General features: G+C 69.4%; 16 protein-coding genes. 6 read left to right on the forward strand and 10 right to left on the reverse strand.

Annotated elements, in window-relative coordinates; genetic code table 11:
* Positions 1-3: 3 nt before the first annotated feature.
* The 5 genes from OG371_RS08870 to OG371_RS08890 form a co-directional block, all read right to left on the reverse strand.
* Positions 4-957 carry an ABC transporter permease gene (locus tag OG371_RS08870; protein WP_329067423.1) on the reverse strand — a complete coding sequence of 318 codons (954 nt, stop codon included), beginning with the start codon at positions 955-957 and terminating at the stop codon, positions 4-6.
* Positions 950-1,876, reverse strand: coding sequence for an ABC transporter permease (locus tag OG371_RS08875; RefSeq protein ID WP_329067425.1), 927 nt, complete (start codon positions 1,874-1,876; stop codon positions 950-952). The genes OG371_RS08870 and OG371_RS08875 overlap by 8 nt, the downstream gene beginning before the upstream one ends.
* A 102-nt stretch (positions 1,877-1,978) precedes the next feature.
* Entirely contained in the window at positions 1,979-3,613 is a 1,635-nt protein-coding gene (locus OG371_RS08880; protein WP_442876092.1) for a peptide ABC transporter substrate-binding protein, read from the reverse strand.
* 152 nt (positions 3,614-3,765) lie between these two features.
* Entirely contained in the window at positions 3,766-4,719 is a 954-nt protein-coding gene (locus tag OG371_RS08885; protein WP_329067429.1) for a Ppx/GppA phosphatase family protein, read from the reverse strand.
* A 17-nt stretch (positions 4,720-4,736) separates the two neighbouring features.
* The gene (locus OG371_RS08890; RefSeq protein WP_442876152.1) at positions 4,737-5,882 is read right to left on the reverse strand and encodes a lytic transglycosylase domain-containing protein; all 1,146 of its coding nucleotides are present in this window, start codon (positions 5,880-5,882) and stop codon (positions 4,737-4,739) included.
* 54 nt (positions 5,883-5,936) lie between these two features.
* Between OG371_RS08890 and OG371_RS08895 the strand changes: the two genes are divergently transcribed.
* On the forward strand, positions 5,937-6,686 hold the full coding sequence (locus OG371_RS08895) for a hypothetical protein (protein WP_329067432.1): 750 nt from the start codon (positions 5,937-5,939) through the stop codon (positions 6,684-6,686).
* Between the two features lie 79 nt (positions 6,687-6,765).
* Here the strand turns inward: OG371_RS08895 and OG371_RS08900 are convergent, their stop codons facing one another.
* From OG371_RS08900 to OG371_RS08915, 4 genes are all read right to left on the reverse strand, one after another.
* Entirely contained in the window at positions 6,766-7,287 is a 522-nt protein-coding gene (locus tag OG371_RS08900) for a DUF501 domain-containing protein (RefSeq protein ID WP_329072964.1), read from the reverse strand.
* A 232-nt stretch (positions 7,288-7,519) separates the two neighbouring features.
* Entirely contained in the window at positions 7,520-7,882 is a 363-nt protein-coding gene (locus tag OG371_RS08905; protein WP_329072966.1) for a septum formation initiator family protein, read from the reverse strand.
* A gap of 192 nt (positions 7,883-8,074) precedes the next feature.
* A complete protein-coding gene (eno, locus tag OG371_RS08910) occupies positions 8,075-9,361 on the reverse strand; it encodes a phosphopyruvate hydratase (RefSeq protein WP_091612418.1) in 1,287 nt (428 codons plus the stop codon).
* A gap of 100 nt (positions 9,362-9,461) precedes the next feature.
* Entirely contained in the window at positions 9,462-9,932 is a 471-nt protein-coding gene (locus tag OG371_RS08915; RefSeq protein ID WP_329067435.1) for a VOC family protein, read from the reverse strand.
* A gap of 73 nt (positions 9,933-10,005) precedes the next feature.
* Here OG371_RS08915 and OG371_RS08920 point away from each other — a divergent pair, with 73 nt between their 5' ends.
* Both OG371_RS08920 and OG371_RS08925 read left to right on the forward strand, forming a co-directional pair.
* Positions 10,006-10,410: a tetratricopeptide repeat protein gene (locus OG371_RS08920; protein ID WP_329067436.1), complete on the forward strand. Its 405-nt coding sequence runs from the start codon at positions 10,006-10,008 to the stop codon at positions 10,408-10,410.
* Positions 10,411-10,542: 132 nt separating this feature from the next.
* Positions 10,543-10,746 carry a hypothetical protein gene (locus OG371_RS08925; RefSeq protein ID WP_329067438.1) on the forward strand — a complete coding sequence of 68 codons (204 nt, stop codon included), beginning with the start codon at positions 10,543-10,545 and terminating at the stop codon, positions 10,744-10,746.
* Between the two features lie 369 nt (positions 10,747-11,115).
* Here the strand turns inward: OG371_RS08925 and OG371_RS08930 are convergent, their stop codons facing one another.
* Complete coding sequence (locus OG371_RS08930; protein WP_329072968.1) at positions 11,116-11,826, reverse strand: lytic murein transglycosylase; 711 nt, start codon at positions 11,824-11,826, stop codon at positions 11,116-11,118.
* A gap of 370 nt (positions 11,827-12,196) precedes the next feature.
* On the opposite strand from OG371_RS08930, the gene efeU reads away from it, so the two are divergent.
* Genes efeU through efeB form a run of 3 tightly spaced genes read left to right on the forward strand, consistent with a single transcriptional unit; the run spans position 12,197 to position 15,444 of the window.
* A complete protein-coding gene (gene efeU, locus OG371_RS08935) occupies positions 12,197-13,039 on the forward strand; it encodes an iron uptake transporter permease EfeU (RefSeq protein ID WP_329067440.1) in 843 nt (280 codons plus the stop codon).
* A gap of 3 nt (positions 13,040-13,042) precedes the next feature.
* Positions 13,043-14,188, forward strand: coding sequence for an iron uptake system protein EfeO (efeO, locus tag OG371_RS08940; protein WP_329067442.1), 1,146 nt, complete (start codon positions 13,043-13,045; stop codon positions 14,186-14,188).
* A complete protein-coding gene (gene efeB / locus OG371_RS08945; RefSeq protein ID WP_329067444.1) occupies positions 14,185-15,444 on the forward strand; it encodes an iron uptake transporter deferrochelatase/peroxidase subunit in 1,260 nt (419 codons plus the stop codon). The genes efeO and efeB overlap by 4 nt, the downstream gene beginning before the upstream one ends.
* Positions 15,445-15,505 lie beyond the last annotated feature (61 nt).

Here is a 15,505-nt window from a genome sequence, read left to right on the forward strand (position 1 = left end):
CTGCTACCTCGACTTCGGGTCGAGCGCGTCGCGGATACCGTCACCGAGCATCACGAACGCGAGCACGGTGATGGTGACGAACGCACCGGGGAACAGGAGCATGTGCGGGTCGGCCCGGAAGTAGTCGCGTGAATCGCTGATCATCACGCCCCACGAGACCACCGGCGGCCGCACGCCGATGCCGAGGTACGCCAGCGTCGCCTCGGCGCCGATCGCCGCGCCGAGCGCGATCGTGCCGTAGACGAGCACCGGCGCGAGCGTGTTCGGCAGCAGGTGCCGGAACACGATCCGCGGCGTGCTGGCGCCGAGCGCCCGCGCGGCCTTCACGTAGTCGAGCTGCTTCGCGACCAGCGTCGCCGAGCGCATGATGCGCATCGCCACCGGCCAGGTCAGCACGGCGATCGAGCACACCACCTGCACGATGATCGTCACGGCGCCGGGGTTCGAGCCGGGCGCGTTGAACGTCGTGAGGATGACGATCGCGCCCAGCACGAACGGCAGCCCGGCGAAGATGTCGCCCAGCCGCGAGAGCAGGCTGTCGATCAGCCGGCCGTAGTAGCCCGCGATGATGCCGACCAGCGATCCGAAAAGGACAGTCAGGATCGTCGCGAAGACACCGACCAGCAGCGACGCGCGGGTGCCGTAGATGGTGCGGGCGTACACGTCGTAGCCCTGGTTGTCGTAGCCGAACCAGGCGTCGCCCGACGGGCCCTGGTTGGCCTTGGTCAGATCGCTGAACCCGGCCTCCCGGTGGGAGAACAGGCCCGGCGCGATCGCGATCAGCACCACCAGCACGATGATCACCGCGGAGATCACGAAGGCGGGCTTGCGGCGCAGCTGGCGCCAGGCGTCGGACCACAGGCTGCGGGGCTTCTTCGCCGCGACGGCCGAGTCATCGATGCGCGACAGCTCCGCCGCGTCGACCCCGCCGCCGCCGACGAGGTTGGGGTCAGTCATAACGGATCCTCGGGTCGAGAACGGCGTAGAGCAGGTCCACGATCAGGCTCATCAGCAGGTACACCAGCACCAGCAGGACCACCACGCCGGTGACGGTGGCGCTCTCCCGGTTCTGGATGCCGCGGAAGATGAGCCCGCCGAGGCCGTTGATGTTGAACACGCCCTCGGTGACGATCGCGCCGCCCATCAGCGCGCCCAGGTCGGTGCCCAGGAAGGTGAGCACCGGGATCACCGAGTTGCGCAGCAGGTGCACGCCGACCACGCGGCTGCGCGGCTGGCCCTTCGCGATCGCGGTGCGGATGTAGTCGGCGTGCCGGTTCTCGGCGATCGACGTTCTGGTGAGTCTCGCGATGTAGGCCATCGAGAGGCTGCCGAGCGCGATGCCGGGCACGATCAGCTCGCCGAACCCGGGATTGTCCGAAACGCTCGTGTCGATGATGCCGAACTCGGTGCCCAGCACGATCTGCAGCACGATCGCGGTGACGAACACCGGGAGCGAGATCAGGAAGGTGGTGGAGACCAGCACCAGGTTGTCGAGGAAGCCCTTGCCGCGCAGGCCGGTGAGCACGCCGGCGGTCAGGCCGATCACGGCCTCGATGAGCACCGCGACGAGCGCGAGCCGCAGCGTGATGGGGTACGCGTTGCCGATCAGCTCGCCGACCGAGTTGCCGTTGAAGGTCTCGCCCCAGTCGCCGGTGAACAGGCTGCCCAGGTACTTGAAGTACTGGACGATCAGGTTGTCGTTGAGGTGGAACTTCTGGGTCATCAGGTCGATGTACGCCTGGGGGCAGGCGGTCTGGCCGCATTTGCCGGAGAACGGGTCCCCGGGGACGGCCCACACCAGCGCGTAGATCAGGAAGGTGGTTCCGAAGAACACCGGGATCAGCTGGAGCAGGCGTCGCAGGACGTAGCGAATCATGCGTCAGTTCCTAGGAGTGCGCGCCGGGCTCGTGAGTGGTTATGACGGTTCTAACCGTCATAACCACTCACGAGCCGTGGTGGTGGGACGGTGATCAGCGCGTCACTTGGTGACCTCGACGGACGAGTAGTCGGCGCGGCGGCGGAAGTCGAGCACCACGGTCTTCGTGTGCTTCGACTTGGCGGCCACGCCCTTCTCGTCCCAGACCGGGATCGACGGCAGGTCCTTGGCGATCAGGTCCTCGGCCTGCTGGTAGATCTTCACCGCGGCGTCCTTGTCCGGCGTCGCGTCGGCCTGCTCCAGCAGCTTGTCCACGGCCGGGTTGGAGTAGGTCGAGTCGTTCGACGAGGCACCGGTCTTGTAGATCGGGTTCAGGAAGTCCTCGATCGACGGGTAGTCCGCGGACCAGTCGGAGCGGCCCATGCCGGTCAGCTTGTGCCCGGTCACGATGCTGCGCCACTGGCCGAAGTCCGTGGCCGGCACGAAGTCGCACTCGACGCCGAGCACGTTCTTGATGCTGTTGCACGCGGCCACCAGCGGCTCCTTGCGGCCGCCGTCGGCGTTCGAGGCGATGGTCAGCTTGCCCTTGAACCCGGACTGCGCGAACAACTGCTTGGCCTGCGCCGGGTCGAACTTGCAGAACTCGCAGACGCCGGGCCGGTAACCCGGGATGCCCTGCGAGATGTAGCCGTCGGCCGGCACGTAGGTGTCGTTCATGACGGTCTTGGTGATCTGCGTCCGGTCGATCGCCATCGAGATGGCCTTGCGCAGGTCGAGGTTGTTGTACCCGGGCACGTAGTACGGGATCGCGATGGTGCTGATGCCGAGCAGGTGGCCGGTGACCAGGTTGTCCTTCAGGTCGCTCTTGTACTTGCTGCCGGCCAGCGCGGACGGCGGCAGCGTCTCGATGAAGTCGAGCTTGTTGCTCAGCAGGTCCTGGTACGCGGTCTCCTGGCTGGCGTAGATCTTGATGTCCAGGTCCTTGAACTTGACCTTGTCCTGACCCTGGTAGTCGTCGAAGCGGGTCAGCTTGATATCCGCGTTCGGCGTACGGCTGACGAACTTCATCGGGCCGTTGCCGATCGGGTGCTCGGCGAACGCCTTGGGGTCCTTGAAGAACGCGTCGGGCAGCGGCGCGAAGGCCGTGTAGCCGATCTTGGTCTCGAAGACCGAGAACGGGGCGTTCAGCGTCACCTGGAACTCGTAGTCGCCCTTGACGACCAGGCCGGACATCTTGTCCGTGGTCGGCTTGGCCGCCTTGTCGTCGGGGTGGACGTCGGAGTAGCCCTGGATGTTGGAGAAGAAGTCGGTGTTGATCTGGCCGTTGGGGGCGTAGGCGCCGTAGTTCCAGGCGTCGACGAAGTTCTTCGCCTTGACCTCGGTGCCGTCGTGGAACTTCCAGCCCTGCTTGATCTTGATGTCGTAGACCTTGGAGTCGGGGGTGGTGATCGACTCGGCCATCTGGTTGTAGGGCTGGGCATTGTCGCCCTTGAAGGCGACCAGCTCGGCGAACATGGCGTCGACGGCCTTGGAGCCGCCGAGCTCGTTCGTGTTCGTGGGGATCAGCGTGTTCTGCGGCTCGGTGCCGTAGACGGTGAAGGTCCCGTTCGGATCCACCTCACCGCTCGAGCCGCTGCTGCCAGAGCCACCCCCGCACGCAGTGAGCACCAATGACAAGGTTGTCACCACCGCAGCGGCTCCCCAGAGCCTGCGTGAACGCCGCATGTTCCACTCCATTTCGTGCTCCCGAAAAGTGAGACGCACGTTAGCCGGAGTGCGGGGTTTGTAACCAGATCATCGGGTTGCGAATGAGTGACAACCCTTTCCGTCACCCGGGCAGAGCACGACCAAGGTAGTAATGATCACCGGCTGTGCCCGAGCTGCTCCGCTCAGGTGAGAGCCAGGGCGATACCGTCCAGGATGTCGTGCTCGCTCACGATCAGCTGGTCCGGACCACCGCGGGCGGCGAGCCCGTCGGCGAGCGCCTGCACGATCACCGCGCCCCCGCCGATCACGTCCACCCGGCCCGGGTGGATCACCGGGTTGGCCGCGCGGGTGGCGTGATCGGCCGCCAGCAGTTCGCCGGCGAGCCGGTTGATGTCCGCGTGGGAGAGCTTCGAAAGGTGCGTGCGCTCGGAGTCGTACTCCGCCAGCCCCTGGGCGACGGCTGACAACGTGGTCACGGTGCCGGCCACCCCGATCCAGGTGCGGGCCTTGGCCACGTCGACCACGTCGAAGGCCTCGGCGAGCACGCCGTCGGCGAGTTCGCGGGCCTGGGCGATCTCCGCCGCGGTGGGCGGGTCGCCCTTCAGCGCGCGCTCGGTGATGCGCACGCAGCCGATGTCCACGGACTTCGCGGCGAGCACCTCGGCCCGGCGCCCGTCCCAGGTGCCGAGCACCAGCTCGGTGGAGCCGCCGCCGACGTCGACGACCACAAACGGGCCGTCGTCCGGATCCTGCTCGCCGACGGCGCCGGTGAAGGACAGCCGCGCTTCCTCGTCGCCGCTGATCACCTCGGCCTCGACGCCGAGGGTTTCGCGCGTCATCGCGAAGAACTCGTCACGGTTGCTGGCGTCGCGCGTCGCCGACGTCGCGACCATCCGCACCTTCTCCACGCCCTTGCGCCGCGCGGCGATCGTGTAGTCCGCGAGGGCGGCGCGGGTGCGCTCCAGCGCCTCGGGCGCGAGCCGCCCGGTGGCGTCCACGCCCTGCCCGAGCCGGACGATGCGCATTTCCCGGTGCAGGTCGCGCAGGTCCACCGTGCCGTCGTGGCGCGGGGTCAGCTCGGCGACGAGCAGGCGGATGGAGTTGGTCCCACAGTCGATCGCGGCTACACGAGGCATGGGTGCGACTTTACGGGTTAGCTCCCCGGCGCGTTGCCCGTCGGGCTGGGTGGCGCGCTGTCGCCGCTGGGTGGTGGAGAGGACGTCTGGCCACACGGCGGCAGGCTGGTGGTCGTTGCGCTTGTGGTTGTCGGGGTTGTTGTGGGGGTGGTGCTGCTGACGCAGGTCGGTGTGCTGGTGCCGGTCCCCGGACTCGTTGGCGTGCTGCTGTTCCCGGGATTCCCGGACGGCGGCAGGCTGGGCCCGGTCGTCGGCGTTCCCGGAGCGGACGGCGGCACGGACGGCGGCGGCACGGCGGGCGGGGCCGGCACCGCGGCCGCATTGGGCGCACCGACGGGAATCTGGCTGTCCGGGGTGGGCGCGACGCCGTTGCGGTAGGCCTCGGCCCAGAGGATCACGGTGTTCACGTACGCGTCGGAGTTGTTGTAGCGGTAGATCGCGGTGCGAAGCTGGTCCGGGTTGGCGAGGTCGAGGCCGCCGGAGCAGAGGTACCGGCCGGTGGCGAGGGAGGAGTCGAAGAGGTTGTTGGGGTCCGCGATGCCGTCGCCGTTGCCGTCGGAGGCGTACGCGCGCCAGGTGGCGGGGATGAACTGCGCGGGCCCGACGGCGCGATCCCACACCGTGTCGTGGTCGAGCAGGCCGTGGTCGGTGTCGGGAATGGCCGCGTAGGGCCCGGTGCCGTTGAGCTCGGGCCCGAGAATCGGCTCGAGCGTGGTCCCGGCCGCGTCGACGTACCCGCCGCGCGCGTGATTGGACTCGATCCGCCCGATGCTGGCGATCAGCGCCCAGTCGATGTGGCAACCAGGCTGTTCTTTGCCGAGCACGTCGGCAGCATTCTTGTACGCGGCGAGCGCGGTGACCGGAATCCCCAAGGGCCCGTTCGGAAGTTCGTAAGCGGGCAACGGCAACGGCACCGGCGAATCCGGCAGACTCCCATCCACCGCAACGTGCTCGACCTGCGGATTCTGCGGGTCATACCCCTCGGCGAGCGCGGCGTCCTGCGTGTGCACCGTCGGCATCCGCCCCACCCAAGCAGCCACCGCCCCCGCCCCGACCGCCGCCGGCCCCACCGCCAGCACCCCGGCCACCACCGCAACCAACGTCCGATGCTTCGCCCCGAACCCCCGCCCCCGAACCCGAGCCTTCCGCCGCGCAACCCTCACCCAGCGACGCGCCCCTGCCACGGTGGTGGGGCGGGGGTGGTTCAGCTTGGGTCTTTGCTCACCCTGCTCACTCTGTACAGGTCTCTGCTCAGGTCTGCGCTCGCCCTGCTCAGATCTCTGCTCGCCCTGGTCGGGTCTTTGCTCGCCCTGGTCGGGTCTTTGCTCGCCCTGGTCGGGTCTTTGCTCGCTTGCCTGCTCGCGCCCGGGCTGGCCCAACTCCCGCCGCACACCGGCCTCGACGACCGCTCCCTCAGCCACGCCACCCGCCGACGCCGCCTCCACGGCTTCGGCATCGGCATCGGCATCGGCATCGGCGACTTCGACCTCCGCAGCCCCGGTCTCCACCTCGGGCTCAGCCGCATCCGCATGCGCGACTTGGGGCGTCGCATCCGAGACCTCGGGCTCCGCAGCATCCGCGAGCCCAGCCTCGGCCACATCAGCATCGGCGACCTCAGCATCCGCCGCATCGCCATCGGTGACCTCGACACCCGCCGTCTCGGCATCGGTGACCTCGACACCCGCCGTCTCGGCATCGGCGACTTCGGCAACCGCCGCGCTGGTCTCCACATCGGGGTCGGCCGCATCGGCGTCCGCGGCTTCGGCCGTCGCATCCGAGGCTTCGGCCTCCGCGGCGTCAGCCACCACAAGAGGCTCGCCGACCAGCGGTTTCCGGTCCTTCGCGCGGGCTCGCCGGGCGACGTGCCTGATCCCGCGTGGCGCCCGCATGTGCCGAACCCCTCCTCGGATCACCGGTGGTGGTCCGATGCTCGCCTAGCTCGTGTGAAGACTCCGTACTCAGCTTGACCCGAGGTCACCCATACGGGAACCCACGAAGGCAGTAAATGCTCGCTTGCCGGAACTATCTGCGCACGAGAGCGCGGTGTTACTCGGCGCAGTCGCCCGATGGCCACCCGTTGGCGTGGAGCCATTCCAGCGTCTCGTCACCGAACGGGTTCACTCCTGGGCCCGCGGCGAGGGTGTGCGCGAGGTGGACGTGCAGGCACTTCACGCGCCCTGGCATGCCGCCCGCGGTCACCTGGGTGCCGAGCGACTCGATGGCGTCGCGCTCGGCCAGGTAGGTGTCGTGCGTGCGCTGGTAGGCCGCGGCGAGCTCCGGGTCCGTGGTGAGCCGCTCGGTCATCTCCTTCATGATCCCGGACGCTTCGAGCGTGCCGACCAGCGAGCTGAGCCGCGGGCAGGTCAAGTAGTACAGCGTGGGGAACGGCGTGCCGTTCTCCAGCCGCGGGCTGGTCTGCACCACCGACGGATGCCCGCTCGGGCACCGCGCCGCGACGGCGCGCAACGCCCGCGGCGGCCGCCCGAGCTGCTCCGCGATGACCTCCCGGTCGACCTCGGTGACGGGCTCGAAGCGGGGTGTTTCCGTGCTGCTGTTCACGCGTCCCAGGCTAATGCCGCCAGGTGTCCGGCCCGCCGGGACCTCCACTGTTCGGCCCGAGTTGTCCACAACTGACCCTTCCCTGTGGACAACTCGGCCCAACCGGACCGGCGACCCACCGGCCCGACTTAGCCTCGGACGCATGGGAACCCACGACACGAAACAGCGGGCCGTCCGCGACATCGATCGCGGACCGGCCCGCTGTCCCGAGAATCTCAGACCCGAAGCACCCAGGAAGGACTCAACCGCCCGAAACCTGATCCCACAGCTTCTCGTACCAAGAGCCCTGCGGAACCGGCTGCGGTCCGGTCGGCGGCGCCTGCGCCGCGGCCTGGTCCTCGGGCAGCTGCACCATGTACGGCGCCTCGCCGGGCTTCACGTACCGAAGCCGGCGACGGGCCTCGGCCTCGATCTGGGCCGGGTCGCTCAGCTGGGCCTTGCGGTTCTGAAGCTGCGTGACCTGCTGCTGCAGCTGCGACTGCTGCGCCTCCTGGTCACGCACCTCCGAGCGCTGGCTGAGGTAGGTGCGCAGCGGCACGGCCACGGTGAACGCGAGCGCGCACACCACGATCGCCACCACGGCCGCCCGGCGCGTGGTGGACATGCCGAGCACCTTGGCGGCACCGGACGCGCGTTTGGCGGCCAGCCCACGGCGAAGCCGGGACCTGGTCGTCTCCGCGTTGTCCGCGCCCGTGCGGCGCCGGGCCGAAGCGGGACGGCGGGCCCGGCTGGACCTGCCCCCGTCGTCCCGGCCGCCGCGGCGGCCGCGCGCCCTCCCCCGGTCGGCCATGCGCGATCAGGCCTCCGCGGTGAACCGCGGGAAGGCGAGGTCGCCGGCGTAACGGGCCGCGTCCGCGAGGGTCTCCTCGATCCGGAGCAGCTGGTTGTACTTCGCGATCCGCTCGCCGCGGGCCGGGGCGCCCGTCTTGATCTGGCCGACGCCGGTGGCGACCGCCAGGTCCGCGATGAAGGTGTCCTCGGTCTCGCCCGAGCGGTGGCTCATCATCGACTTGTAGCCGTAGGAGGTGGCCAGGGAAACCGCGTCGAGGGTCTCCGACAGGGTGCCGATCTGGTTGACCTTCACCAGCAGCGCGTTGGCGGCGCGGCGGGTGATGCCCTCCTCGAGCCGGTCCGGGTTGGTGACGAACAGGTCGTCGCCCACGAGCTGGACCTTGTCGCCGACCTCGGCGGTGAGCTGCACCCAGCCGTCCCAGTCGTCCTCGCTCAGCGGGTCCTCGATCGAGACCAGCGGGTAGTCGCGGAGCAGTTCGGCGTAGTACGCCGACATCTGCTCGGCGCTGCGCTTGGAGCCCTCGAACGTGTAGGCGCCGTCGGAGAAGAACTCGGTGGCGGCGACGTCCAGCGCGAGCGCGATGTCGCGGCCCGCGGTGTAGCCGGCCTTCTCGATGGCCTGCAGGATCAGGTCGAGCGCCTCGCGGTTGTTGGCCAGGCTCGGCGCGAAGCCGCCCTCGTCGCCGAGGCCGGTGGCCAGGCCGCGGCCCTTCAGCACCGACTTCAGCGAGTGGTAGACCTCGGTGCCCCAGCGCAGGGCCTCGCGGAACGACTCGGCGCCGATCGGCGCGATCATGAACTCCTGGATGTCCACGTCGGTGTCCGCGTGCGCGCCACCGTTGAGGATGTTGAGCATCGGCACCGGCAGCACGTGCGCGTTCGGGCCGCCCAGGTAGCGGAACAGCTCCAGCTCAGCCGAGTCGGCCGCGGCCTTCGCGACGGCCAGCGAGACGCCGAGGATCGCGTTCGCGCCCAGGCGCGACTTGGCCGGCGTGCCGTCCAGGTCCACCAGCTTCTGGTCGACGATCCGCTGGTCGACGGCCTCGATGCCGACCATCTCCGGGCCGATCTCGTCGAGCACCGCGGCGACCGCGCGCTCGACGCCCTTGCCGTTGTAGCGGCCGGTGTCCCCATCCCGCAGCTCGACGGCTTCGTGTTCGCCGGTGGACGCCCCCGACGGGACGGCGGCCCGCGCCAGCGTGCCGTCGTCGAGTGCCACCTCCACCTCGACGGTCGGGTTGCCGCGCGAGTCGAGAATCTCGCGCGCGCCTACCTGCTCGATGAGAGCCACGCCATGCTCCTCAATGGGTCGTGCCTGCGGTGACGCCGCCCAGAGTAGCCGTCCGCCACGTTCACCCGTTGGAGGCACGGCCGGTCCGGACCGGTTCCGCTCAGTGTTCCGCGTGGTCTTCCGGCCGCACTTCACGCCAGCCTGACGGCAGCTCGACGGTGTCGGACGTCTGCTGCCAGAACGTCCAGCTGTTGCCGCCGAGGTCCGCGACCGTGAACACGCGCGCGCCGTAGGGCTGGTCCTGAGGCGGCTCGGGCTCGAGTTCCTCGCCGAGCGCGGCCCGGACGCGCTCGTACTGGGCGTCGACGTCGGTGACGTAGACGATGTTGAGCTGCCCGACGGGCCCCTCGACTCCCTTGGCCGCCCAGTATTCGGGACCGACGCCCGCCAGTTGGACACGTCCGTCGCCGGCGCACAACGTCGCCTGGAACACTTCGCCCGAGGCGTCCTCGAACCGCACTTCCTCGGTGAAGCCGAAGACCCTGGTCAGCCAGGCCAGTGCGGCTGTCGCGTCGCTGTAGTAGAGGTACGGCGCCAGCCCCAGGTAGCCGGGCTCCTGTTCGCTGCTCATGGCGGAACAGTCCACCATGACGCCTCTGACGGCTCGTGGAACCCCCTCGGTTCAGGGTAAAGTTGGTGTGACCATGACGGACGCCGCACCCGCACCCGAGCCCAACGGCGAGGCCCGGTTCCACGCCTTCCGGCGGGCCGAGGATCTGGTCGAACGCCGCCGTCCCCTGGACGCGCTGAAGGCCCTCGAACCCCTGCTGGACGACGAGCAGGACAAACCGAGCGTGCAGCTTCTGGCCGGCCGCGCCTACTTCCACTCCGCGCAGCTCCGGCGGGCGGAACGGGCGTTCACCCGAGTCCTCGAGCTGGATCCGACGGACCATTACGCGCGCTTCGTGCTCGGCCGCACGCTTCAGCGTCTCGGCCGCTTCGCCGAGGCGCTCGCGCAACTCCGCATGGCGTCCGCGATGAACCCCGTGCCGGAATACCTGGAAGCCATCAGCGAAGTCAACGCCCGCATCACCCTCGGCGACAGCTGAGCCTCCACACCCGGCCGCCGGCGAAGATCGGCCATTTGGCCATCCGGCGGCCCGGGTCAGCCGGTTGACCGATCCGGCGATGGGGCTCCACAAGCGAACCTGGTGTCACCGAGTTCGTTCTAGGAGGCGGAAATGACGATCCTCGCCACGGTCGGGGCCTGCGTGGGCCTGCTGGTTCTCGTCCTGATGTCGTTGGCACCGGCGATTGTCGCGCTCGACGAGCGGTTCCCGGTCGGCCAGCGCAAGCAGGCGCAGGCGACGCGGGAAGCGCGCGCCGCGCGAGCGGTCAAGGCGGCGCGCGAAGCCACCGGGACCCGGATCACGGCGCACGCCTGAGCCGAGGTCCGGAGCCAAGGACCACCGGCGAGCCGCCGAGGGGCAGTGCCACCGAGCGGAAGCACTGCACGGCAAGCACTATCGCCGGAGCAAGCACCACAAACACAAGCACGACAACCACTAACGGCCGCGCAAGACTTACACCGAGGCGCCGGTCGCCGCGAAGGCATTGGCCGCGCGAAACTCAAACAGACACGCTGGCCACCGCGAACGCACCGGCAGCGCAAGCCTCACACCAACACACCGGTCGACGCAAAGCATCGGCCGCGCAAGCCTCACACCAACACACCGGCCACCGCGGGAACGCATCAGCCACGCAAGACTCAAACAGACACGCTGGCCGCCACGAACGCATCAGCCGCGCAAAACTCAAACCGACACGCTGGCCGCCGCGAAAGCATCAGCCGCGCTGAAGACCGTTTGGGCGTAGTCGACGGCCGGGTTGTAGAACAGGGCCGCGCGCCACCAGCCGGACGGGGTGCCGAGGTCGTCGCCGCCGGAGCAGAGGTAGCGGGCGGCGGTGAAGGCGGCGTCGTCGATGTTCTGGGGGTTCGGGCGCTTGCCGTCGCCGGTCGCGCGTTCCGCGTATTTCGACCAGGTGGACGGCAGGAACTGCATCGGGCCGAGCTTGTGGTCGGCGCCGGGGTCGCCGTCGAGCTTGCCGTCGTCGGTGTCCGGGGGCGTCGGAGGGCCGACGATCGGGGTGCCGACCACGCCGTCGGGGCCGATGGCCACGGTGCCGAACGTCGCGTGGCCGATGCCCGCCAGCGTCGCCCACGAAAGGTGGCAGGTCGGCTTCTGCCGCCGCATCCACATCTCCGCCCGGCCGTACGCGGCGAGCACCCGCGCCGGGATCTGCGTCTTCCCCGCGACGCGCGTGGCCCACGCGTCCAGCTCCGCCTGGTCCGAGACCGTCGGCCGGTCCGGCGGCGCCGCCAGGCCGACGCGCGGCGCCTGCGCACCCGGCTGCGGACGCTGCTCCTGAACCACGAACGTGGGCGACGGCGGCGCGGCGGCCGGTGTCTCGCCCGCCGGGTTGCGGACCCCGATCGTCACCACCAGCACGACCCCGGTGACCACCAGGCCCAGCGTGAACGCGATCCGGCTGACGTAACGACGGGGCGGTCCGGCGGGCGCGGACGAAGCCGGCGCGTCAACAGTCGGCGGAGTGGTATCGGCCACCCGGACAGGTTACTGCCCCACCACTGGCGGGACACTGGATCGGGCGAATGGCAAGCGGACGGTTAACTCCTGCTCCACCCGGTGGACATCACACATTTTGTTACCGAGTCGCAGCCCAGCGCGCTGACCTGCGGTTACCCTAACCTAATCCGCCGCTAACCTCGGTTTTGCCGGACAAAACGGGCACCCCTCGACGTGCACCCCCTGGACTTAAAGGCAAGCCTTACCTAAAAACATCAGGTCAGGGAATAACGAGGAGGACAGCACCGTGGTGTTTTCGAGCGCGCTGATCGGGCTGCGCGAAGGCCTGGAGGCCGCACTCGTCGTCAGCATCCTGGTCGCTTTCCTGGTGAAGACCGACCGGCGGCACGCGCTGCGCTACGTGTGGCCCGGCGTCGCCGCCGCGGTCCTGCTCTCGATCGCCGTCGGCGCGATCCTCACGTACAGCACCGCGCAGCTGAGCTTCGAGCACCAGGAGCTGCTCGGCGGCAGCCTCTCCATCGTGGCCGTCGGCTTCGTGACGGCGATGATCTTCTGGATGCGCAAGGCGTCCCGGCACATCGCCGCCGAGCTGCGCGGGAAGATGGAGAACGCGCTGAACGTCGGCCCCGCGGCCGTGCTGCTGCTCTCGTTCCTCGCGGTCGGCCGGGAAGGCCTGGAGACCGCCGTCTTCTTCTACTCCGCCGTGCAGACCGCGCAGTCGGACACCATCCAGCCGCTGATCGGCTTTGTCATCGGCATCGTGCTCGCCGTGGCGCTCGCCTACCTGCTCTACCGCGGCGCCGTCCGGTTCAACCTGGCGAAGTTCTTCACGGTCACCGGCGTGCTGCTGGTGTTCGTCGCCGCCGGCGTGCTCGGGTACGGCCTGCACGACCTGCAGGAGGCCGGTTTCCTGCCGGGCCTGACCACACTCGCCTTCGACGCCTCCAACGTGCTGCCGGAGACCTCCTGGTACGGCGCGCTGCTCAAGGGCGTCCTCAACTACTCGCAGCAGACGACGGTGGTGCAGGCCGTCGCGTGGGTCGCCTACGTCGTGATCGTGTTGCCGCTGTTCCTCAAGCCAACCAAGAAAACCGTCCCGGCGCCCGCCGCGGCCGCTGTCAAGGAGTGAGGCGTGTTCCAGTCCCCCAAAACCCCGCTGGCCGTACTGGCCGGTGTCGGCGTCCTGGTCGCCCTGAGCGCCTGCGACAGCACGGGCTCCGCTTCTGGCCCGGCGGGCGCGGGCGGGCCGATCAAGGTCGAAGCCTCCGACACCTCGTGCGCGGTCGCGGCCAACACGGCGAACGCGGGCAACCTGACGTTCGAGATCACCAACAAGGGCAGCAAGGTCACCGAGTTCTACCTCTACGCCGAGGGCGACCGGATCATGGGCGAGGTCGAGAACATCGCGCCCGGGCTGAACCGGCGGCTGATCGTCGAGGTGCCCGACGCCGGCAAGTACCAGACCGCGTGCAAGCCGGGCATGGTCGGCAACGGCATCCGCGGCGACTTCACCGTCACCGGCGGCGCGGCGAAGCAGAACGACGTGAACGCGCAGAAGTCCGAGGCCACGAAGAGCTACGCGACGTACGTCGCCAACAACACGAGCGCGCTCGAGACCGAGACGGCGAAGTTCGTCGACACCGTGAAGGCCGGGAAGGTCGACGAGGCCAAGGCGCAGTACGCCACCACCCGCGCGTACTACGAGCGCATCGAGCCCGTCGCGGAGAAGTTCGGGGACCTCGACCCGCTGATCGACGTCCGCGAGGCCGATCTGACACCGGGCCAGCAGTTCACCGGCTTCCACCGGCTGGAGAAGGACCTGTGGGTCACCGGGCTCAAGCCGGACAGCGGCCAGGTCGCCGACAAGCTGCTCACCGACGTCAAGGACCTGGTCACCAAGACCAAAACGCTGCAGCTGACCGCGCTGGACCTGGCCAACGGCGCCAAGGGCCTGCTCGACGAGGTCGCCACCGGCAAGATCACCGGCGAGGAGGAGACCTTCTCGCACACCGATCTGTGGGACTTCCAGGCCAATGTGGACGGCTCGAAGGGCGCGATCGCCGCGCTGCGGCCGATCCTGCAGGAGCGCGACCCGGCGCTGGTGTCCACTCTGGACAAGCAGTTCGCGAACGTGCAGGCGCTGCTGGACAAGACCCGCAGCGGTGACGGCTTCAAGTACTACAACCAGCTCTCGCCGGACGAGATCAAGGCGTTCGCCTCGGCGGTCGACGCGCTGAGCGAGCCGCTGAGCAAGGTCGCGGAGGTCGTGTCCAAGTGAGTGACGAGGGAACCCGCGTCTCCCGCCGGAAGTTGTTCGGGCTGGCGGGGGCGGGGGTCGCGCTGGCCGGCGCGGGGGCGGCCGCCGGAGTGGGCTTCGACCGCCTCGGCGACGGCGCCACGGCGCAGGCTTCGACGTCCACTGTGGACTTCCACGGCGAGCACCAGGCCGGCATCGTCACCTCGACCCAGCAGAACCTGCACTTCGCGGCACTGGACGTGACCACGACGGACGTCGGCGAGCTGCGGCAGCTGCTGCGCACGTGGACCGCCGCGGCGCGCCGGATGACCACGGGCCAGGAGGTCGTGCCGGACGGCGCGGTCGGCGGCGCGGCCGAGGCACCGCCCGGCGACACGGGCGAGGCGCTGGACCTGCCCGCCTCCGAGCTGACGCTGACGATCGGCTTCGGGCCCTCGCTGTTCGACGGCCGGTTCGGCCTCGCGGCGAAGCGCCCGCCGCAGCTGGTGGACCTGCCCGCGTTCCCGAAGGACAAGCTCGACCCGACGCGCAGCGGCGGCGACCTGTGCATCCAGGCCTGCGCGAACGACCCGCAGGTCGCCGTGCACGCGGTGCGCAACCTGGTGCGCCTCGGCTTCGGCGTCACTGAGGTGCGCTGGTCGCAGCTCGGGTTCGGGCGCAGCTCGTCGACCTCGCGGGCGCAGGCCACGCCGCGGAACCTGTTCGGCTTCAAGGACGGCACGAACAACATCAAGTCCGAGGACACCGACATCCTGCGCGACCAGGTGTGGGCGCAGGCCGCCGACGGACAGGCCTGGATGGCCGGCGGCACGTACCTGGTGGCGCGCCGGATCCGGATGCACATCGAGACCTGGGACCGCGAGACGCTCGACGGCCAGGAGCAGATCATCGGGCGCACCAAGGGTTCCGGCGCGGCGCTCGGGCAGACCAGCGAGTTCGACACGGTCGACCTGAACGTCGGCGGCGCCGGCGGCGTCCCGCTGATCGCCGACGACGCGCACATCCGCCTGGCCTCGCACGAAACGCTGAAGGGCGCCCGGATCCTCCGCCGCGGCTACAACTTCGTCGACGGCTCCGACGGCGTCGGCCACCTGGAGGCGGGCCTGTTCTTCCTGGCCTTCAACCGTGACACGCGCACGCAGTACGTCCCCATGCAGCAGGCGTTGTCCGCGAAGGACGCGATGATGGAGTACGTGCAGCACACCGGTTCGGCCCACTTCGCCGTGCCGCCCGGCCTCACCCCGACGTCCAGCTGGGGCGACGGATTGTTCGCCTGAACCAGCGGGCCGCCCCACTTTGTGGGACCGATTGCCGCGGAGGCGGGCCCGACCCACGCTG

The sequence above is a fragment of the Amycolatopsis sp. NBC_01480 genome (genome assembly GCF_036227205.1).
Lineage (GTDB): Bacteria > Actinomycetota > Actinomycetes > Mycobacteriales > Pseudonocardiaceae > Amycolatopsis.